The following is a 19,199-nucleotide window of genomic DNA, read 5'->3' as shown; positions in this document are numbered from 1 at the left end:
TGCGGGGTGAGCACCACCGACCCCACCTCCGACACCCACCTGCTCGGCGCCTCCGACATCAGGGAGCTGGCGGCCACCCTCGGGGTGAAGCCGACCAAGCAGCGCGGGCAGAACTTCGTCATCGACGGCAACACCGTCCGCCGCATCGTCCGGGCCGCCGAGGTGACGAGCGAGGACGCGGTGGTCGAGGTCGGCCCCGGGCTCGGCTCGCTCACCCTGGCGCTGCTCGACGTCGCCGCGCACGTCACCGCCGTCGAGATCGACCCACTGCTCGCCCGGCACCTGCCCACCACCGTCGCCGCCCGGCTGCCCGCCCGCGCCGAGGCCTTCGACCTGGTGCTCAGCGACGCCATGGAGGTCACCGAACTCCCCGGCCCGCCGCCCACCGCGCTGGTCGCCAACCTGCCGTACAACGTGGCCGTCCCCGTCCTGCTGCACATGCTGGCCACTTTCCCCAGCATCGAGCGCACCCTGGTGATGGTCCAGAGCGAGGTCGCCGACCGGCTCGCGGCCAAGCCCGGCAACAAGGTGTACGGCGTCCCGTCGGTCAAGGCCAACTGGTACGCCGACGTGAAGCGGGCCGGCGCCATCGGGCGCAACGTCTTCTGGCCCGCGCCGAACGTCGACTCCGGACTGGTCTCGCTGATCCGTCGCGACCCGCCGCAGACCACCGCGAGCCGCACCGAGGTGTTCGCGGTCGTCGACGCCGCGTTCGCCCAGCGCCGCAAGACCCTGCGCGCCGCCCTCGCCGGCTGGGCCGGCTCCCCGGCCGGGGCCGAGCAGGCGCTCGCCGCCGCCGGCATCGACCACAAGCTGCGCGGCGAGATGCTGACGGTGGAGCAGTTCGCCGCGATCGCCGAGCACAAGCCCGTGAAGTCGGAGTCCGAGTGATCACGGTACGCGTCCCCGCCAAGGTCAACGTCCAGCTGGGGGTCGGCGGGCTGCGCACCGACGGCTTCCACGACCTGGCCAACGTCTTCTTCGCCGTCGCCCTCGGCGACGAGGTGACGGCGAGCGCCACCGGGCCCGGCGAGGGCGTCACCCTCACCTGCTCCGGCCCCGACGCGGCCGTCGTCCCGCTCGACGACAGCAACCTCGCCGCCCGCGCGGCCCGGCTGCTCGCCGCCCGGCACGGCCTCGCCGAGCCGGACGTGCGGCTGCACATCGACAAGGCCATCCCGGTGGCCGGCGGGATGGCCGGCGGCAGCGCCGACGGCGCCGCGGCCCTGGTGGCCTGCGACGCGCTGTGGCAGCTCGACACCCCCGTCGCGACGCTGCTGGAACTGGCCGCCGAACTCGGCTCCGACGTGCCGTTCGCCCTGCTCGGCGGCGTCGCCCTCGGCCGGGGCCGCGGCGAGATCCTGGACCCGCTGCCCGTCACAGGGACCTTCCACTGGGTCTTCGCCGTCGCCGACGGCGGGCTCTCCACCCCCGCCGTCTTCCGCGAGTGCGACCGCCTCCGCGAGGAGGCCGGCACCGGCTCCGGCGACACCGACGTGCCCACCCCCGACGCCGACCCCGCGCTGCTCGCCGCCCTCGCCGACGGCGACGCCGTCGCCCTGGCCGGCGCGCTCGCCAACGACCTGCAGTCGGCCGCCCTCTCGCTGCGCCCGTCGCTCGCCGCGACCCTGCGGGCCGGTACCGAGGCCGGCGCCCTCGGCGCCCTCGTCTCCGGCTCCGGCCCGACCTGTGCCTTCCTCGCCAAGGACGCCGAGGCGGCGGCCGCCGTCGCCGAGGCCCTGCGCGCGTCCGGCACCTGCCGCACCGCGCACGCCACCCACGGCCCGGTACCGGGGGCGACCGTACTGCCGTAGCAAGGCTCCTCGGGCTTCCCCATTAGGCTGGGGAGATCGGGGCGTCCCCGAGTGGGGCGCGCACCGGGAGATCGGGGCGGCCCCGAGACCGCCGAACCCTGGAGCGCAGCACACGTGGCCGTCAACCTCGCCACCATCGAGTCCGTCACGAAGGTCTACGGCACCCGGGCCCTTCTGGACGGGGTCAGCCTCGGCGTCAGTGAGGGGGACCGGATCGGCGTCGTCGGACGCAACGGTGATGGCAAGACCACCCTGATCCGGATGCTCGCCAAGCTGGAGGAGCCGGACGGCGGGCGCATCACCCACGCCGGCGGGGTGGAGATGGCCGTCCTCACCCAGCACGACTCGCTCGACCCGAAGGCCACCATCCGGCACGAGGTGATCGCCGGCCGGGCCGACCACGAGTGGCTCGGCGACGCCCGCATCCGCGACATCATCGAGGGCCTCTTCGGCGGCCTCGACCTGCCCGGCTTCGCCGACGGCCTGGACACCGTGATCGGCCCGCTCTCCGGTGGCGAGCGCCGCCGGATCGCCCTGGCCAAGCTGCTGCTCGGCTCGCCGGACCTGATCGTCCTGGACGAGCCCACCAACCACCTCGACGTCGAGGGCATCTCCTGGCTCGCCAAGCACCTGCAGAACCGCCGCTCCGCGCTCGTCTGCGTGACCCACGACCGCTGGTTCCTGGACCAGGTCTGCACCCGGATGTGGGACGTCCAGCACGGCGCGGTGCACGAGTACGAGGGCGGCTACTCCGACTACGTCTTCGCCCGCGCCGAGCGCACCCGGATCGAGGCCACCGAGGAGCAGAAGCGCCAGAACCTCGCCCGCAAGGAGCTGGCCTGGCTGCGCCGCGGCGCCCCCGCCCGGACCTCGAAGCCGCGCTACCGGATCGAGGCCGCCAACGCCCTGATCGCCGACGTGCCGGACCCGCGGGACAAGAGCGAGCTGATGAAGTTCGCCAACGCGCGGCTCGGCCGGACGGTGTTCGAGCTGGAGGGCGTGACCGTCACGGCCGGTCCGAAGCTGCTGCTGGAGAACCTGACCTGGCAGCTCGGCCCCGGCGACCGGATCGGCCTGCTGGGCGTCAACGGCGCCGGCAAGACCTCGCTGCTCCGGGCGATGCGCGACGCGTACGCCTCGGAGGGCGACGTGCAGCCCGCCTCCGGCGTGATCAAGGTCGGCAAGACGGTCCGGCTGGCGTACCTCTCGCAGGAGGTCGCCGAGCTGGAGCCGGAGACCCGGGTGCTGCAGGCGGTCGAGCAGGTGCGCTCCCGGGTGGACCTCGGCAAGGGCCGGGAGATGAGCGCCGGGCAGCTCTGCGAGCAGTTCGGCTTCGGCAAGGACAAGCAGTGGACGCCGGTCGGCGACCTCTCCGGCGGCGAGCGGCGCCGGCTGCAGCTGCTCCGGCTGCTGATGGACGAGCCCAACGTGCTGTTCCTGGACGAGCCCACCAACGACCTCGACATCGAGACGCTCAACCAGCTGGAGGACCTGCTCGACGGCTGGCCCGGCTCCATGGTCGTGATCAGCCACGACCGCTTCTTCATCGAGCGCACCACGGACGTCGTGCACGCGATGCTCGGCGACAAGAAGCTGCGGATGCTGCCGAACGGCGTCGACGAGTACCTGGAGCGCCGCGCCCGGATGGCGGCCGTCGCCGTGCCGGCCGCCGCCACCGCCGTGGAGGCGCCGGGGGCCGGCCTGTCCGCGGGGGACGCGCGGGCGGCGAAGAAGGAGATGCAGAAGCTGGAGCGGCAGATCGCCAAGCTGGACCAGAAGGAGTCCAAGCTGCACGCCCAACTGGCCGAGCACGCCGCCGACTTCTCCAAGGTCGCGGAGCTGGACACGCAGCTGCGCGGCGTCCGGGAGGAGAAGGAGGAGCTGGAGATGAGCTGGATGGAGCTGGCCGAGCAGGTCTGACGGCCGCTCGGGGCCACGGCCCGGCCGGCGGCCGTGGGTCAGCCCCGGTCGCCGAGGAGCGTTTCGAGTTCGTCCGCCGCACGGCCCAGCGCACTGCGCGCCGGGTCGTGCGGCCGGGTCGGGCGGGCCGCCGACCCGGTCGGCGGCCGGTGCTCGCGGGCGGCCGCGGTGAGCTCGTCCAGGGCCCGCCGCACCCGGGTCACCTCGCCCGGGTCGGGGACCCGGCCGCCGTACCGGATCTGCGCCGCGTACGCCGCCACCGCGCCGCTGAGGCGCTCCAGCGCGGCGGTCGCGGGCAGCCACTGCTCGGCGAGCCGGCCGGTGGGCGGCGGCTCTGCCAGGCCCTGCCGCACCTCCTGGCGGGCTTCGGCGAGGGCGCGGTAGGCGGTGCGGCGGAGCCAGACCTCGGCGACGGGGGCTGATGGCGTCCCTGGCATCCCTGGTGTCTCTGGGGTGTCGGGGGTTCCTCCGCCGGTGACCGAGGCGAGGTAGGCCCGGAGCGCGGTGGTCGCGTCGACCAGGCGCGGCTCGATCCGGTGCCGCGGGCGTTCCGGCCAGAGCAGATAACCGAAGAGCAGCACGATCGCACTCGCGAGCACGGTGTCCAGGACCCGCGGCCAGAACTCGGCCGCGCCGCTCTGCCCGCCGAGCTGGAGCAGGATCAGCGCCATCGGGGTCATGACGACGGTGTTCAGACCGTAGTGCGCCGCCGTCGCATACGGCAGCAGGGCCACGCAGAACGCGGCGATCGCGGTCAGCGCCCACGCGTCGGTGGTGAGCGAGAGCACCCCCGCCGTCACCGCCACCCCCAGCACCGTGCCGATCGAACGGCTGACCGCGCGCAGGAACACCGAGCCGAGGTCCGGCTTGAGCACGAAGGCGATCGTCATCGGTACCCAGTAGCTCTTGCTGAGCGGGAGCGAGGCGGTGGCGGCCGAGCCGACCGCGATGCAGAGCGCCACCCGCAGGCCGTACCGGACCGACCCCCGGGAGAGCAGCCGCACGCGCAGCCGCCACGGGTCCGGCGGCGGGGGCGGCGCGGTGCCCAGCACCGCCGCGCGCCCGGCGACGGTCTCGGCGGCCGCGCGCAGGGCCACGTCCAGGGCCTGCCGGGACGGCGTGTCGGGCTGCCAGTCGGGCACCGCCACCTCCCCGCCGCCGCGCTCGACGGCGCGGGCCAGCCGCCCGGGGACGGCGGCGACCTCCGGCGGCACCGGCCGCCAGGCCCAGAGCAACCCGGTCGCCGCCTCGGTGGCGGCCAGCGCCGCCTCGTACATCCGGCGGAGCCGGACCGCGCGGGGGGACTCGGGGGTCCGGGGACGAGGTGGTGGGAGGAGGTCCTGGAGCTGGTTCAGGCGGGCCGTCAGGACCTGTCGGGAGATGGAGCCCTGCGGGGTGCCGAGGTCGGCCAGGGTCCGGCCGAGCGCGTCGTACGCGGCGGCCAGCGCGCGGTTGCGCGGATCGGCGCGGGGACGGCGGTAGCCGCTGCGCGGCAGGCCGAGCAGGACCACGAACGCGGCCCCGGCCAGCATCATCGGCGCCGCCGCCCACCACGGCCGGGCCAGCGGCATCCCGCTGCCCAGTGCGGCGGAGACCAGCAGCAGCATGCCGGCCGCCGACCCGCGCGGCCCCGTGGCGCTCAGCGCACCGGACACGAACGCCGTGGCGGTGAGCGCCGCGCCGATGACGAGGGCGGTCGAGTGGACCGCCTGGGGGTGGAACTCCTGCAGGGCGGAGCCGATCAGCATGCCGAGCGCGGAGGCGAGGACGGCGGAGGCGATCCGCGGGGCCCGCAGCCGGGTGGGCTCGACGCGGTCGTTCATGGTGGCGTGCATCGCACCGAGACCGGCGAAGGTGCCGAGGTCCAGGCGGTGGGTGAGCTGCCCGAGCGCGAGCGGCACCGCCATGCCGACCGCCGCACGCGCCATCAGCGCGAGCGGCAGCGGCGGCCGGGCCGGGCGGGCGGCCCGGGCCCACCAGGGAGTGCTCCGCCGTACGGGATCGGCCGACCGGGACGGCACGTGATCACATCCATTCCGCTGCCGGCGGCCCCGCACGCGGGTGGGCGGGGGCGGGGGTCGCTGCTGTGCGACATTGCGCGGCAGATGAGGTCGTACCCGGTCGAACCGGACCCGGTCAGTCTAGCGGCCGTCCGGGTGGTCTCCACGGGGGCCTTGTACGTGTCAAGTTCGTACCGATCGCGCTCAGTCGTGACACGGGCCCTGCCGACGTGACGGAGCGGGTGGCTACGATGGTCGAGGCGACCGCTGTGCTGAACGAGGGACGGCGCGTCGAGTACGACTGTACGACCGAGAAGTTGACGGTGTGTTGCGGTGCGGCGGCCCGAGGGTCGCCCCGCACGCGGGGGAGAGGTGGATTTGCGGTGGCTGACGCACCAGTGGGCGGAGAAGCCGGGACGACGAACGGAGCGACGACGACTCCGGACGACACGCCGTTCTCGCTCGGCGGTCATGACAACGGCATTTTCAGCATGTTCGGCATTCCCGGTGTGGCCGGCGTGGTCGACACCGTCGTCCGTGTTGCCGAGACGAACGTGAGCGCCTCGGCGCTGGTGTCCGCCTTCGGCAGTCAGAACGTCAAGATCGAGCTGGAAACGCTGACCGCGTTCGCGAAGAAGATCGAGGCACTGCTCCAGGCGATGGAGGGCTCGGAGGCCGCGCCGTACAACCTCCAGGAGCAGCGGCTGCACGCGGACAACTTCGGCAAGGGCTTCACGCAGTCCACCGACCTGACGGCCGCGTACGGGAAGACGCACGACGCCCTGGTCAAGCTGCACAAGGACTTCGTCTCCCAGATCGAGGCGATGAAGACGGCGGTGGCGAAGACGGCGGGCAACTACGCCGGCAACGAGGAGCACACGACGGCCACCCAGACGAACATCGCCAAGAACGCCGGTGTGCCGCGTCCGGCGGCGGGGCCGAACGGGCCGGCTCCGGCGAGCGGCCAGGGGCTCTGACGGTGGTGCAGGGCGGGACTTCGAGTGACACGGGGAGTGAGTGATGGCAGGCGGAACGGACTTCGAGAGCAAGCAGCACGAAGAACTCAAGGCGATGGTCGCCAGCACCGATCCGGCGAAGGTTCTGAGCCGGGGCACCCAGCTCAAGGCGGCCGGCCGCGTGCTGCGCGACCTCAGTGCGGCTCTCAAGGCCCACGTCGACCAGATCCAGTGGGAGGGTCCGGCGGCCGAGAGCTTCAAGACCTGGGCCGGTAACTTCCACAAGTCGGCGGCGCTGCTCGGTGAGTACTCCGTGGGCGCCGGTGACGCGATGCACCAGGCGGGTGAGGCACTCAGCACCGCGAAGACCGCGGTGCCCGAGGTGCCGAAGACCGAGGTCGCGACGGTCAGCAAGCACAACAAGCAGCCGTGCCCGACCATCACGCCCGTACTGGAGATCAAGTACGGCGGTGTGGGCAGCTCTGCCGACCAGATCATGAAGAAGGTCGACTCCAGCTGGGTGACCGCGACCGAGGCCGCGGCGGCGAAGAAGAAGGTCGACCAGGAGCACCAGGAAGCCATCAACCAGATGGTGAAGCTGGCGCAGGCCTACGAGGCGGCGACCACGAAGCTGAACTCGCTCGAAATGCCGAGTCTGCCCGGGGTCCCGGGCGACGGCGGCGTGAACGGAAGCGAGGACGTCCCGGTCGGCGGTGGCGGTGGCGGCACGGGCTCGGGCGGCTACACCCGCAGCCCCCACGCCGGGGTCGGCGGCGGAGGCGGGAGCTACAGCCCGCCCGGCGGTGGTGGCGGTGGTGGAGGCGGCTCGGTGGCTCCCCGTCCGTCCGTGCCGGGCCCGCAGGGCCCGGGTGGGCCGGGGCACATCGACCCCGTCCCGCCGCACACCGGACCGGCGCCGCTGCCGCACGACCCGGCCCCGCCGGGGCCGGCGCCGGTGCCGACGTACCCGGGTGACCGCCCGGGCACCGGCATCGACAGTGTGCCGACCCTGCCGACCGTTCCCGGGCAGACCGGCCCGGTCGGGCCGGGCGGTGGCGGCAGCCTGCCGCCGAACATTCCGGGCGGCCCGCACACCCAGCCGGTCGGCCCTGGTCAGCCCGGCGGTGGGCCCCTGCCGTTCAACCCCTTCGGTCCCACCGGTGGTGGCGGCGGTTCGCTCCCGCCCAAGGGCCCTGGTCCGGCCTCGGGCCGGACGAGCACCTTCGGCGGCGGCTCGCTTCCCCCGAAGAGCACCACACCCGGGGTGCCCGGTAGCGGGCAGGCCTTCGGAGCCCGTGAGGCCCAGGGCGGCGGCCGCTCCGGAGCCGGCAACGGCATGGGCGGCTCGGGCGGCGGCATGCACCCGGGCATGGGCGGCGGTCACGGCGGCGGAGCCTCCGGCGGCAGCGCACGCGGGCGGGGTCTGACCTCGACCGGCGGCGGCACGGTCGGCGGCTCCAAGGGTCCGGCTGCGGGCGGCGCCTTCACACCCGGCGGCACCGGTCTGCGGAGTCGGGCGGCAGCGGCGGGCGCAGGCGCGGAGAACGGGTCGCGTTCGGGGCAGAACGGCATGCCGGGCGGTCCCGGTATGGCGGGTGGCGCGGGCAAGAGCGAGCGCGAGCGCCGCAATCGTGCCGACTACCTGCACGAGGACGAAGAGACCTGGACGAGCGGTACGCCGCAGAGCAATCCGGGCGTGATTGAGTAGCACGGCAACGACTGCCCGGCCACTGGGCTTGACCCCGGTGGCCGGGCAGACCTGTCCGGGGCGCTGCTCCGGCCGACGGGGAGATCGACGAGGAGTGGTGATGCGGCGGACGGACGTACGGGGACGCAGGCGCGGGTTCGCCGCTGTGTTGTTGGCTGCGGGCGTTGTCGCGGGGCCGGCAGCGGTGCCTGCCGCCGCGGTGGATTCGATTCGCGAGCAGCAGTGGCATCTGGACGCCATGAAGGCGCCGGAGATGTGGAAGACCACCAAGGGTGAGGGCGTCACGGTTGCCGTGATCGACGGCGGGTTCAAGCTGGACCACCCGGACCTGGTGGGGCAGTTGCTGCCGGGGAAGGACTTCAGTGGCTTGCCGGGAGGGACCGGGGACTTCAAGGACGGCCACGGCACGGGGATCGCCAGCCTGATCGCAGGAACTGGCAAGGGCCTGGGCGGTCAGGGCGCTTACGGGCTGGCCCCAGGCACCAAGATCCTTCCCTTGAAGATCAAGAACGACGGCAATGCAGGAGATGTCAGCACCTCAGAGTTCCTCGACCGGATCGGCCAGGCCATCACCTACGCGGCGGACCAGGGGGCCAAGGTCATCAACATCTCCCAGGCCGGCCCTGCGACTCGGGCCTCCTCCGAGTCCGTTGCCGCGGTGAACACCGCGATCGCCCATGCGACCGCCAAGGGCTCCCTGGTCGTGGCGGGCGTGGGCAACTCCGCGCAGGCGGGCAACCCCGTCGAGTACCCGGCCGCGTTGCCCAACGTGGTCGGAGTGGGGGCGATCGACCGGAACGTCACGACCACGGCCGAGTCGGAGCAGGGCCCGCAGGTCGATCTGGTCGCTCCCGGCATCGACATGTACGACGCCTGCACCGGTGCCTCGGGGTACTGCAAGACGCACGGGACGTCCGACGCCACCGCCATCGTCTCCGCCTCGGCGGCGCTGGTCTGGTCCGTCCACCCGGACTGGAGCGCGAATCAGGTGCTCCGGGTACTCATCAACACCGCCGGCAAGCCCACCGACGGCTCCAACCGCAACGACGGCATCGGCTACGGGGCGGTTCGGCCGCGGATCGCACTCACCACCCCGGGGGACCCGGGGCCGGCGGATGTGAGCCCGATCCCCGAGGCGCCGGTCGGCGGGACCGCGCCGACCGCCACGCCGTCGTCGGCGGCCCCGTCCACCACGGCGAGCCCCTCGTCGGCTGCGCCCACCACACAGAGCGAGGACAGCACACCGGTGGCGGCGCCGGCCGCGCAGCCGCCGGCCGCGCAGCCGCAGGCGGACGAGGCGGCCGACTCCGGCAGCGCGATGCCGATCGTCGTCGCGGTGGTCGTCGGGCTGGTGGTCGTGGCGGGCATCGTGTTCTTCGTGCTGCGTCGACGGGCCGCCGCCGCTCCGCAGGCGGTGGCTGCGCCGCCGGCTCCGGTGGGGTACCCGCACGTTCCGGGGCAGCCGCCGCAGCAGCAGGCCGGACCCGGGACGCCGTCGGCGCCGCCGTCGTACGAGCCGCCGGCTCCGCCGAGCGACAATCCGTACGCCCGGTAGCGAGTCGGAACGACTGCCCGGCCGCTGGGGTGAGCCCCGGCGGCCGGGCAGTCGTCTTTGGTGGTGACAGGGGTGCGGGGCGGGCGTGAGGCGTCGGCCGTGCGCTGCCGTCACCCGGGTGGGTCTGTTGCGGGGGGTGCGGGGGTCGCCAGGGTGGCGGTATGGATACGCAGGAAGCCCGCCGGGCGGCGCAGTTGCGCCGGGTCGCGGCGGCGGCGCTGATCGGTACGGCGATCGAGTTCTACGACTTCTTCATCTACGGGGCGGCGGCCGCGCTGGTCTTCGGTGGGGTGTTCTTTCCGGAACTGAGCACCGTGGGCGCGTTGTTGGCGGCGTTCTCGGTGTACGCGGTGGCGTTCCTGGCCCGGCCGCTGGGGGCGGTGGCGTTCGGGCACTTCGGGGACCGGCTGGGGCGTCGGGCGACGCTGGTGGTGTCGCTGCTGCTGATGGGCCTGTCGACGGTGCTGGTCGGGGTGCTGCCGGGGTACGGGGCGTGGGGGTGGTGGGCGCCGGTCGCGCTGGTGGTGCTGCGGGTCTGTCAGGGGGTGGGGCTCGGTGGGGAGTGGGGCGGGGCCGCGCTGCTGATCGCGGAGAACGCGCCGGCCGGGCGGCGCGGGCGGTACGGCGCGTTTCTGCAGCTGGGGCCGACCATCGGGTTCGCGCTCGCCAACGGCGTCTTCCTGGTGCTCCAACTGATGCTGGACGAGCGGGCGTTCCACAGCTGGGGTTGGCGGGTGCCGTTCCTGGCGTCGCTGGCGCTGGTGGCGGTGGGGCTGTTCGTGCGGCTGCAGATCGAGGAGACGCCGTTGTTCCGGGCCGGCGAGGCCCGGGGGCGGCCGCCGGTGGTGGAGGTCCTGCGCGGGCACTGGCGGACGGTGCTGATCGGCTGCGGTGTGATCACCGTGGGGTACGCGCTGTTCTACCTGACCACCACCTACGCGCTGGCGTACGCGACGACGGGGCTCGGGGTGCCGAGCACGGTGGTGCTGTCGATGCTGCTGGCGGGCGCGGTGGGCATGGCCGCGACGGTCTGGGTGAGTGCGCGGCGCAGTGACCGGTGGGGGCGTCGGCGGACGCTGCAGGCGGCGACGGGGCTCGCGGTGTTCTGGTCGCTGCTGCTGTTCCCGCTGTTGGAGACGGTGCGCCGGCCGCTGATGTTCCTGGCCCTGGCGGGGGCGATGGTGGTGCTGGGGTGTCTGCTCGGGCCGGTGGCGGCGTATCTGCCGGAGCTGTTCCCGACCCGGGTGCGGTACACGGGGGCCGCGTTGACGTACAACCTGGGCGGAGTGGTGGGCGGTGCGACCACGCCGCTGGTCGCGACCAGGCTGACCGACGCGTACGGGACGGCGGAGCCGGCCGGCTGGTACCTGGCGGCGCTGGGGCTGGTGTCGCTGCTCTGTCTGCGGCTGTTGCCGGAGACCAGCGGTACGGACCTCGCGGTGGCCGGGGCGGACGGCGGACGCCGCCGGGCGCCGGTCCTGGGGGCGGACCCGGCGGCGTAGCGCGCGGTGGGTGCGATGCTGGTCCGGGCCTGCTCGGGTCGGTGGTGCGAGCAGGCCCGGTCGGGTGTCCGGTCGGGTCAGACGGCGGCGGCGGCCTGGGCGGCGCGGCCGGCCAGCAGGGTCGCGGTGTGCTTGGCGACCCGGTCGCCGAGGTGCTCGGCGGTGGCGATGTCGGCCTTGTGCACGGCGTCGGCGCCGCCGTCGGACGGGGTGGAGGCGGCGGCACCGGCGAAGAAGCCGAGGCGGTTGATGTCGTTCTCGCTGCCGGTCGAGGAGTTCCAGCCCGGCTTGAGGCCCAGGTTGACCCAGTTCATGCCGTGCTGGGCGGCGAGGGTCTGGAAGAAGCCGAGGGTGCCGGACTTGTCGCCGCTCTTGGAGGCGGAGTTGGTGAACCCGGCGGCGACCTTGTCCAGCCAGGCGTCGCCGAACCAGCGCTTGCTGCTGGCCTCGGCGAAGGTGTGGAAGGCGCCGGAGGCGGTGCCCATGTAGGTGGGCGAGCCGAAGACGATCGCGTCCGCGGCGTCCAGTCGGGCCCACTGCTCCTCGGTGATGGTGTCGACCGCGACGGTGACGACCTCGGCGCCGGTGGCGGCGGCGCCGCGGGCGACGGCCTCGGCGATGACGGCGGTGTGGCCGTAGCCGGAGTGGTAGGCGATGGCGACGGTCGGGCGGATGGCGGTCATGGCGGGGTGCTCCTCGGCGGGGCTCGGGACATGGGGCGGCGACATGGCGGGAAGCCAGGAAGGGCGGGGGAGGGGACGGCGGCGTCCGGCCCCCAGCGGTCTCCAATATAGACCAAGTCTCCATTGGTTACCAAGAGTGGATCGGAGACCCGGAGCTACCCTGGAGGGCATGACAACGCAGGAGCAGTCCCAGGCCGGGGCCGGGCAGGCCCAGGAGCTCGATGTCTTCGCCCAGCTCTGTCCGAGTCGCGCGATGCTCGCGGACCTGGCGGACAAGTGGTCGATGCTGATCCTGATGAGCCTCGGCGAGTTCGGTCCGCAGCGGTTCTCGGAGCTGCAGCGCGCGGTGGACGGGGTCAGTCGCAAGATGCTCACCCAGTCGCTGCGCACCCTGGAGCGCAACGGTCTGGTGCGGCGCACCGTCCACCCCGAGACGCCGCCGCGGGTGGTCTACGACCTGCTGCCGCTCGGCCGGGAGCTGGCCGTGCTGCTGGCGCCGGTCGGTCGCTGGACGCAGGACCGGACGGCGCAGATGCTGGTCGCGCGCGAGGAGTTCGACCGGGCGCACCCCGAGGCCTGACCAGCCGTGCGACGGGTGCGGCGCACCCTCCGGCGGTGTCGCGCCATGCCTCCGGTGAGGGGGTCGGGCGCCCTCGGTCGGATGATCGGAGCCGATTTCCCTTCCGGGCCGTCGGCCGTGTAATGTCTTCCTTGTTCGACCGGTTCGCCCCTATAGCTCAGTCGGTAGAGCGTCTCCATGGTAAGGAGAAGGTCTGCGGTTCGATTCCGCATGGGGGCTCAAAGTGAAGGACCCTCGCCCAACGGCGAGGGTCCTTTTCGTTTCCGCCCGGTGGTGCCGGCGCGGAGGCGGGCTAGCGGGTCGGGCACGGAATGCGCTGTGATGGTGCGTCATCGGCCGCCCGCCCCACCGGGTGCGGGCGCGGAGCCGGACCCCGACCGGGAGGGTGTCATGGGCGTTCGACTCGTGGTGGTCGACGACCACCGGTTGCTGGCCGAGGCGCTGGCCACCGCGCTCCAGTTGCGTGGCCACCGGGTGCTCGCGGTCGGCTCGCCGGCCGGGTCCGCCGCCGACCTGGTCGCCGGGCGCCGACCCGAGGTGTGCCTGCTCGGGGTGGCCGGTCCGGCCGAGCCCGGTGCCTTCGAGGGGCTGCGCCGGATTCGCCGGGAGCGGCCCGAGGTGGCCGTCATCGTGCTCGGACCGGTCGGTGAACTCCGGGGTGTGGCAGCTGCGTTCGCCGCGGGCGCGGCGGGGTACGTGCCCAGCGACGAGCGGATCGAGGTGGTCGAGCGGGCCATCGGGCGGGCTCGGGCCGGGGAGGCGGCGGTCGCGGTGGACGTGCTCCGCGGCGCCTTCGACCAGTTGCTGCGGCCGGCGGTGGAGCCGGACGACGAGGCGCTGCGGCTGCTGCGGCTGCTGACCCGCCGTGAGGTCCAGGTGCTGGCCCGGATCGCGGACGGCGAGGACACCGCGGCGATCGCGGCCGGGATGCGGATCGCGGCCAGTACCGCCCGGACGCATGTCCAGCGGGTGCTCATGAAGCTCGGTGCGCGCACCCGGCTGGAGGCGGCGGCGGTGGCCGCCCGGACGGGGCTGCTGGAGCGGATGGCGCGGGACTGAGCGGGCGGCCCGGCCGGAGCCCCGGGGCGGCGGTCGGGTGCGCGGTCCGGGGCACTCCGGAAGCCAGGGACAATGGCCCCAGTCGTATGTACGTCACCGATGGCCGCCCACCGGCGGACCATCGCCCGCTGGAGGTCTCATCATGAGTAAGTACCTGGTCACGGGTGGCGCCGGCTATGTCGGCAGCGTGGTCGCCGCCCACCTGCTGGAGGCGGGACACCAGGTGACCGTCCTGGACGACCTCTCCACCGGCTTCCGTGAGGGTGTGCCCGCCGGTGCGGAGTTCGTGCAGGGCCGGATCCAGGAGGCCGGCACCGTACTGGACGCCTCCTTCGACGGGGTGCTGCACTTCGCCGCCTCCTCGCAGGTCGGCGAGTCGGTCGCGGACCCGGAGAAGTACTGGCGCAACAACGTGGCCGGCTCGCTGGAGCTGATCAGCGCGATGCGCGCGGCGGGCGTGCGCAAGCTGGTGTTCTCCTCCACCGCCGCCACCTACGGCGAGCCGGAGTCGGTGCCGATCGCCGAGACCGCCCGCACCGCGCCGACCAACACCTACGGCGCCACCAAGCTGGCCGTCGACCACCTGATCACCAGTGAGGCCGTCGCCCACGGCCTGGCCGCCGTCTCGCTGCGCTACTTCAACGTGGCCGGCGCGTACGGTGCGTACGGCGAGCGGCACGACCCCGAGTCGCACCTGATCCCGCTGGTCTTCCAGGCCGCGCTCGGGCAGCGCGAGCACATCGCGGTGTACGGCGACGACTACCCGACCGAGGACGGCACCTGCGTCCGCGACTACATCCACGTCGCGGACCTGGCCGAGGCGCACCTGCTGGCGCTGGACGCGGCCAAGCCGGGCGAGCACCTGATCTGCAACCTGGGCAACGGCAGCGGCTTCTCGGTGCGCGAGGTGATCGAGTCGGTCAAGCGCGTCACCGGCCGGGAGATCCCGGTGGTGACCTCGGGCCGCCGCGCCGGCGACCCGGCCGTGCTGGTGGCCTCCGCCGAGCGCGCCCACCAGGCGCTGGGCTGGACCCCGAGCCGCCCGAACCTGGACGACATCGTCGCCGACGCCTGGAAGTTCACCCTGGAGAAGAACGGCCTGTAGGCAGCGGCCCGCGCCGTGGGCGAGGCGCCGCTCCCGCTCCGGGGGCGGCGCTTCGGCGTTCCGGCACGCCGCGCGGACCTTCCGGTGCCCCAGCGTTCTCGCACGCCGCACGCCGCACGCCGGGCGCCGCACGCCGGGCGCTACCGCGCTGGGCGTGCGGCATAGGCGCGCAGGAAGGCCTGCACGCCGGCGGTGACGATCTCCTCGGTCTCCGACGGGGCGAGCGGATGCGCGCCCCAGTAGGAGCGCTGGGTGATCTCGCTCCCGATGAGCAGGACGAAGTGCTGGGCGGCGCGCGCCGGATCGGGCGCGTCCAGCAGGCCCTGGTCGTCCAACCCGTCGAATCGGGCACTGAGTTCGGCCATGACCAGGCCCGGTCCGGTGGCCTGCCAGGCGTCCAGCAGGTCCTTCGGGAGGTGCGCCGCCTCGGCGTTGATCTGCCGGACCAGGGCGAAGTGGTCGACGAAGGTGGTGAGCGCCGCCACCCAGGCCAGGCCCAGTGTGACGAGGTCCGTCTCCAGGTCGGTGACCTTGGCCAGATGGCGTTCGATGACGTCCAGCTGGGCGTCCCTGACCTGCCCCGCGCTCTCCTGGACGACGGTTCGGAAGAGCAGTTCCTTGCCCGCGAAGTGGTTGTAGATGGTGCGGGTGGACACCCCGGCCTCCGCTGCGATGGCGTCGATGCTGGCGCGGGAGTAGCCGTCCCGGCCGAAGACCGTCCGGGCGGCCCGGGTGATGGCCTGCCGCTTCTCGGCCAGCCCCCGGCGGGGTGCGGGCGGCGCTTCGTTCTCACCGGTCATCGAGGACCTCCCAGGAAGTTTGCAGTAAGCGTTGTACTCATTGCCATGCACGTTGTACTTTACCTGACGTGCCGTCCGATCGGGCGGTGACCGTCCAGAACAACTCCCGGAGACCGTCATGTCCGAGACCCCGTACCGCGTCGCCGTCATCGTCGGCAGCAGCCGCCAGGGCCGTGTCGCGCCCACCGTCGCCGAGTGGTTCCTGCGCACCGCCGGGCACCGGGCCGATCTGGACCTCGACGTCATCGACCTGGCCGACCACCCGCTGCCGCACCTGGGCGAGGAGCCCACCGCCGAGCAGGCCGAGTGCCTCGCCGGGCTCTCGCCGCGGCTGGCCGCCGCGGACGCCTTCGTGGTGATCACGCCCGAGTACAACCACAGCTTCCCCGCCGTGCTGAAGAACGCCATCGACTGGCACCGCGCCGAGTGGCAGGCCAAGCCGGTCGGCTTCGTCTCCTACGGCGGCCTCGGCGGCGGGCTGCGCGCGGTCGAGCAGCTCCGGCTGATCTTCGCCGAGCTGCACACCGTCACCGTCCGGGACTCCGTCAGCTTCCACGGTGTCTGGGCCGCCTTCGGGGAGGACGGCGAGCCCGTCGACCCGACCGTCCCGAACGGCGCCGCCAAGGGCATGCTCGACCAGCTCACCTGGTGGGCCCACGCGCTGCGGGACGCCCGCGCCGCCCGCCCGTACGGCGCCTGACCCGACGCCCGTCCGCCGGAGCCCGCCGCGCACCGGGCCCGCACCCGTCCGGTCCGCGGCGCACCGGGCCCCGGCGGACGGCGTCCCGGACCGACAGCCCGAAGCCCGAAGCCCGTCGCCCAAGGGGGGACCGATGAGCACCACCGGCACCGCCGCACCCGCCACCGCCGAGGCGGCCACCGCGCCCGGCCCGCGCACCGCGGCGATCGCCGCGGTTGTGGTCCTCGGTTCGCTGATGACCGTCCTCGACACCACGATCGTCAACGTCGCGCTCAACCGCCTCGCCGAGGACTTCCGGGCCCCGCTGGCCACCATCCAGTGGGTGACCACCGGCTACACCCTCGCGCTCGCCACCGTCACGCCGGTCACCGCCTGGGCGATCGGACGCTTCGGTGCCCGGCGCCTCTACCTGACCGCGCTCGCCCTCTTCGTGCTCGGCTCGCTGCTGGCCGGCGCGGCCTGGGACGCCCCGTCGCTGATCGCCTTCCGGGTGCTCCAGGGGCTGGGCGGCGGCATGGTGATGCCGGTCGGGATGACCGTGCTGCTCCGGGCCTGCGACCCGGCCCGCACCGGGCGCACCATGAGCGTGCTCGGCATCCCCGTGCTGATCGGCCCGCTCGCCGGGCCGGTGCTGGGCGGCTGGCTGGTCGACGAGGCCTCCTGGCGCTGGGTCTTCCTGGTCAACCTGCCGATCGGCGCGCTCGCGCTCGGCCTGGCCGCCCGGCTGCTGCCCCGCGACGCCGGCGCGGCCGCCGGCCGCCGGCTGGACCTGCCCGGCCTGCTGATGCTCTCCCCGGGCCTGGCCGCGCTGATCTACGGACTGGGCGTCGGGCCCGGGGACTCCGGCGCGGCCGGTCCGGTGTCCGTCCTGGCCGGGGCGGCCCTGGTCGCCGGGTTCGTCGTCCGGGCGCTGACCACCCGTGAACCGCTGCTCGACCTGCGCCTCCTGGGCCGCCGGGCGTTCGCCGCTCCCGCCGCCACCATCGCCCTGTTCGGCTGCGGCTACTTCGGTTCGATGCTGCTGCTCCCGCTCTACTACCAGCTGCTGCGCGGCCAGAGCGCGACCGAGGTCGGTCTGCTGGGCATCCCGCAGGCGCTCGCCACCGGCATCACGATGCAGTTCGCCGGGCGGCTGGCCGACCGCTTCGCCCCGGGCCGGATCGTGCTCGCCGGCGCCGCGGTGGCCACCACCGGCTTCCTCGGCTTCACCGTCCAGGTCGGTGCCGACACCCCGTACCCGCGCCTGATCGCCGCCCTGGTGGTGATGGGGACGGGTATCGGCATGACGCTGATGCCCGCCATGGCGGCCGCCACCCGCAGCGTCGCCCCGGTCGAGGTCCCGGCCGCCAGCACCCTGGTCACCATCGTCCAGCAGGTCTCCGGCTCGGTCGGCACCGCGCTGATGTCCGCCCTCCTCGCCGGGGCACTGGCCGACCGGCTGCCCGGTGCGGCCGACGGAGGCCTGGCCGCCGTGCGGGCCCTGGACCCGGCGGCGCGGGCCGCGCTCGCCCCCGACCTCGCGGAGGCCTTCCGCGGGACCTACGGGTGGGCCGTCGCACTGCTCGCGCTGGCCCTGCTGCCCGCGCTGCTGCTCTCCCGCCGCGCGCCGGAAGGCGTCGCCGGGGGTACCAAGTCACGCCAAGTTCGCACCTCCTGACGAAACTTCACCAAACCCCCACCGAGCCGTCCCCCACCCCGTACGCTGATTCCGGTACCGGTGGGGGTCGGTGCTTTGGTCCTCCCGGGAGCCGGGGGGTGGGCGGCGGAGCAGTACCCGGGCCACGGCGGTGGGACGGGTCGGCGCCCCGGGCGCAGGCTCGGCCGAACAGGGGGGAGTGACGATGGGGCGGATCCGCGTCCTGGTGGTCGACGACCACCGGATCTTCGCCGAGGCGCTGGCCGCGGCGCTCGCCGCCGAGCCCGACGTGGAGGTCGGCGCGGCCGGCAGTGCGGCCGCCGCGGAGCGGGCGCTGGAGCGCGCCGCCACCGAGGGCCGGGGCTTCGACGTCGTCCTGATCGATGCCGACCTCGGCGCCGAGTCCGACGGGGTGCGCAAACCGCGCCAGCCCGGAGCGGACCCGCCCGACGCCGTACGCCGTCGCCCGCCGCTCCCCCTGCCCGCACCCCGCCGCCCGGCCGCCGTCCCCGGACCGCCCGCGGGCCTCGGCACGCCGGCCCGCACCACCCCGCCCCCGGCCTGTTCGACCGCCCCGTACCCGCCCGACCGGTACCACCCCGCCGCCCCGGTGCCCGACGGGATCACCCTGCTCGCCCGGGCCCGCCGCAACCATCCCGCGCTGCGGGCGATCGTCCTGGCCACCGCCGACGACCCGCTCCGCGCCGCCCGCGCCCTGCACGCCGGCGCCACCGGCTGGGTGGCCAAGGAGAGTTCGCTGGCCCGTCTGCTGGCCGTGGTCCGGGGCGTGCTGCGCGACGAGACGCACCTGCCGCCGGCCCTGCTCACCGGTGTGATCCGGGAGCTCACCACCGCCCGGCGGGACCGCACCGAGAGCGAGCGCCTCGTCGACACGCTCACCCCCCGGGAGAAGCAGATCCTGCGCTGTATGGTCGCCGGCCTCGGCCGGCAGGCCGTCGCCGAGCGGCTCTACCTCTCCCCGCACACCGTGCGCACCCACATGCAGAACGTCCTCGGCAAGCTCGGGGTGCACTCCACCCTGGCCGCCGTCGCGGTCGCACGGCGGGCGGGCGTCAGCCCCTCCGAGCCGGCCGCGCCCACAGCTCCGCCGTCCGTCGCCTCGACCACAGCTCCCGGCGCCGGCTGATCGGCCCGTCACACCCAGGTACCGGCTCAGGTCC

At 74.1% G+C, this 19,199-nt stretch carries 16 protein-coding genes and 1 tRNA gene; 14 read left to right on the top strand and 3 right to left on the bottom strand.

Annotated elements, in window-relative coordinates; translation table 11 throughout:
- The first annotated feature begins 6 nt into the window (after positions 1–6).
- From rsmA to ACFVYI_RS26755, 3 genes are all read left to right on the top strand, one after another.
- On the top strand, positions 7–891 hold the full coding sequence (gene rsmA / locus ACFVYI_RS26765) for a 16S rRNA (adenine(1518)-N(6)/adenine(1519)-N(6))-dimethyltransferase RsmA (RefSeq protein WP_387890007.1): 885 nt from the start codon (positions 7–9) through the stop codon (positions 889–891).
- Positions 888–1,814: a 4-(cytidine 5'-diphospho)-2-C-methyl-D-erythritol kinase gene (locus ACFVYI_RS26760; protein ID WP_387890005.1), complete on the top strand. Its 927-nt coding sequence runs from the start codon at positions 888–890 to the stop codon at positions 1,812–1,814. Before rsmA ends, ACFVYI_RS26760 begins: the two co-directional genes overlap by 4 nt.
- A 114-nt stretch (positions 1,815–1,928) precedes the next feature.
- The gene (locus ACFVYI_RS26755) at positions 1,929–3,734 is read left to right on the top strand and encodes an ABC-F family ATP-binding cassette domain-containing protein (RefSeq protein ID WP_387890003.1); all 1,806 of its coding nucleotides are present in this window, start codon (positions 1,929–1,931) and stop codon (positions 3,732–3,734) included.
- Between the two features lie 38 nt (positions 3,735–3,772).
- On the opposite strand, the gene ACFVYI_RS26750 is transcribed toward ACFVYI_RS26755, so the two are convergent.
- Positions 3,773–5,755, bottom strand: coding sequence for an FUSC family protein (locus ACFVYI_RS26750; RefSeq protein WP_387890000.1), 1,983 nt, complete (start codon positions 5,753–5,755; stop codon positions 3,773–3,775).
- Positions 5,756–6,117: 362 nt separating this feature from the next.
- Between ACFVYI_RS26750 and ACFVYI_RS26745 the strand changes: the two genes are divergently transcribed.
- The 4 genes from ACFVYI_RS26745 to ACFVYI_RS26730 all read left to right on the top strand — a co-directional run bounded on the left by ACFVYI_RS26745 (position 6,118) and on the right by ACFVYI_RS26730 (position 11,455).
- Positions 6,118–6,711, top strand: coding sequence for a hypothetical protein (locus ACFVYI_RS26745; RefSeq protein ID WP_387889997.1), 594 nt, complete (start codon positions 6,118–6,120; stop codon positions 6,709–6,711).
- A gap of 43 nt (positions 6,712–6,754) precedes the next feature.
- Positions 6,755–8,398: a WXG100 family type VII secretion target gene (locus ACFVYI_RS26740; protein WP_387889995.1), complete on the top strand. Its 1,644-nt coding sequence runs from the start codon at positions 6,755–6,757 to the stop codon at positions 8,396–8,398.
- 199 nt (positions 8,399–8,597) lie between these two features.
- Positions 8,598–9,953 (top strand): type VII secretion-associated serine protease mycosin, encoded by a 1,356-nt coding sequence (gene mycP / locus ACFVYI_RS26735; protein ID WP_387889993.1) that lies wholly within the window; start codon positions 8,598–8,600, stop codon positions 9,951–9,953.
- Positions 9,954–10,114: 161 nt separating this feature from the next.
- Positions 10,115–11,455: an MFS transporter gene (locus ACFVYI_RS26730; protein WP_387889992.1), complete on the top strand. Its 1,341-nt coding sequence runs from the start codon at positions 10,115–10,117 to the stop codon at positions 11,453–11,455.
- Positions 11,456–11,532: 77 nt separating this feature from the next.
- Here ACFVYI_RS26730 and ACFVYI_RS26725 read toward each other — a convergent pair whose 3' ends face one another.
- Complete coding sequence (locus tag ACFVYI_RS26725; RefSeq protein ID WP_387889990.1) at positions 11,533–12,138, bottom strand: flavodoxin family protein; 606 nt, start codon at positions 12,136–12,138, stop codon at positions 11,533–11,535.
- Positions 12,139–12,307: 169 nt separating this feature from the next.
- Here ACFVYI_RS26725 and ACFVYI_RS26720 point away from each other — a divergent pair, with 169 nt between their 5' ends.
- From ACFVYI_RS26720 to galE, 4 genes are all read left to right on the top strand, one after another.
- Positions 12,308–12,718 (top strand): winged helix-turn-helix transcriptional regulator, encoded by a 411-nt coding sequence (locus tag ACFVYI_RS26720; protein ID WP_387889987.1) that lies wholly within the window; start codon positions 12,308–12,310, stop codon positions 12,716–12,718.
- A gap of 146 nt (positions 12,719–12,864) precedes the next feature.
- Positions 12,865–12,937, top strand: a tRNA-Thr gene (locus tag ACFVYI_RS26715).
- Between the two features lie 171 nt (positions 12,938–13,108).
- On the top strand, positions 13,109–13,777 hold the full coding sequence (locus tag ACFVYI_RS26710; protein ID WP_387889985.1) for a LuxR C-terminal-related transcriptional regulator: 669 nt from the start codon (positions 13,109–13,111) through the stop codon (positions 13,775–13,777).
- Between the two features lie 142 nt (positions 13,778–13,919).
- Positions 13,920–14,882 carry a UDP-glucose 4-epimerase GalE gene (gene galE / locus ACFVYI_RS26705; protein WP_387889982.1) on the top strand — a complete coding sequence of 321 codons (963 nt, stop codon included), beginning with the start codon at positions 13,920–13,922 and terminating at the stop codon, positions 14,880–14,882.
- A 140-nt stretch (positions 14,883–15,022) separates the two neighbouring features.
- On the opposite strand, the gene ACFVYI_RS26700 is transcribed toward galE, so the two are convergent.
- Positions 15,023–15,682 carry a TetR/AcrR family transcriptional regulator gene (locus ACFVYI_RS26700; protein WP_387889979.1) on the bottom strand — a complete coding sequence of 220 codons (660 nt, stop codon included), beginning with the start codon at positions 15,680–15,682 and terminating at the stop codon, positions 15,023–15,025.
- A 118-nt stretch (positions 15,683–15,800) separates the two neighbouring features.
- On the opposite strand from ACFVYI_RS26700, the gene ACFVYI_RS26695 reads away from it, so the two are divergent.
- The 3 genes from ACFVYI_RS26695 (at position 15,801) to ACFVYI_RS26685 (ending at position 19,165) form a co-directional block, all read left to right on the top strand.
- Entirely contained in the window at positions 15,801–16,382 is a 582-nt protein-coding gene (locus ACFVYI_RS26695) for an NADPH-dependent FMN reductase (protein ID WP_387889977.1), read from the top strand.
- Positions 16,383–16,515: 133 nt separating this feature from the next.
- Complete coding sequence (locus ACFVYI_RS26690; protein WP_387889974.1) at positions 16,516–18,039, top strand: DHA2 family efflux MFS transporter permease subunit; 1,524 nt, start codon at positions 16,516–16,518, stop codon at positions 18,037–18,039.
- Positions 18,040–18,223: 184 nt separating this feature from the next.
- Positions 18,224–19,165: a LuxR C-terminal-related transcriptional regulator gene (locus ACFVYI_RS26685; RefSeq protein ID WP_387889972.1), complete on the top strand. Its 942-nt coding sequence runs from the start codon at positions 18,224–18,226 to the stop codon at positions 19,163–19,165.
- Positions 19,166–19,199: the final 34 nt, after the last annotated feature.

It is taken from the genome of Kitasatospora sp. NPDC058218 (genome assembly GCF_042882445.1).
Classification (GTDB): domain Bacteria; phylum Actinomycetota; class Actinomycetes; order Streptomycetales; family Streptomycetaceae; genus Kitasatospora.
Note: the sequence above shows the minus strand (reverse complement) of the source record. Positions and strands in the feature narration are given on the sequence as shown.

Coding starts and splice junctions, on each gene's coding strand:
- ACFVYI_RS26695 (WP_387889977.1), top strand. CDS start 15,801: ATGTCCGAGACCCCGTACCGCGTCGCCGTCATCGTCGGCAGCAGCCGC.
- ACFVYI_RS26720 (WP_387889987.1), top strand. CDS start 12,308: ATGACAACGCAGGAGCAGTCCCAGGCCGGGGCCGGGCAGGCCCAGGAG.
- ACFVYI_RS26690 (WP_387889974.1), top strand. CDS start 16,516: ATGAGCACCACCGGCACCGCCGCACCCGCCACCGCCGAGGCGGCCACC.
- ACFVYI_RS26710 (WP_387889985.1), top strand. CDS start 13,109: ATGGGCGTTCGACTCGTGGTGGTCGACGACCACCGGTTGCTGGCCGAG.
- ACFVYI_RS26740 (WP_387889995.1), top strand. CDS start 6,755: ATGGCAGGCGGAACGGACTTCGAGAGCAAGCAGCACGAAGAACTCAAG.
- galE (WP_387889982.1), top strand. CDS start 13,920: ATGAGTAAGTACCTGGTCACGGGTGGCGCCGGCTATGTCGGCAGCGTG.
- ACFVYI_RS26700 (WP_387889979.1), bottom strand. CDS start 15,682: ATGACCGGTGAGAACGAAGCGCCGCCCGCACCCCGCCGGGGGCTGGCC.
- ACFVYI_RS26730 (WP_387889992.1), top strand. CDS start 10,115: ATGGATACGCAGGAAGCCCGCCGGGCGGCGCAGTTGCGCCGGGTCGCG.
- ACFVYI_RS26685 (WP_387889972.1), top strand. CDS start 18,224: ATGGGGCGGATCCGCGTCCTGGTGGTCGACGACCACCGGATCTTCGCC.
- ACFVYI_RS26725 (WP_387889990.1), bottom strand. CDS start 12,138: ATGACCGCCATCCGCCCGACCGTCGCCATCGCCTACCACTCCGGCTAC.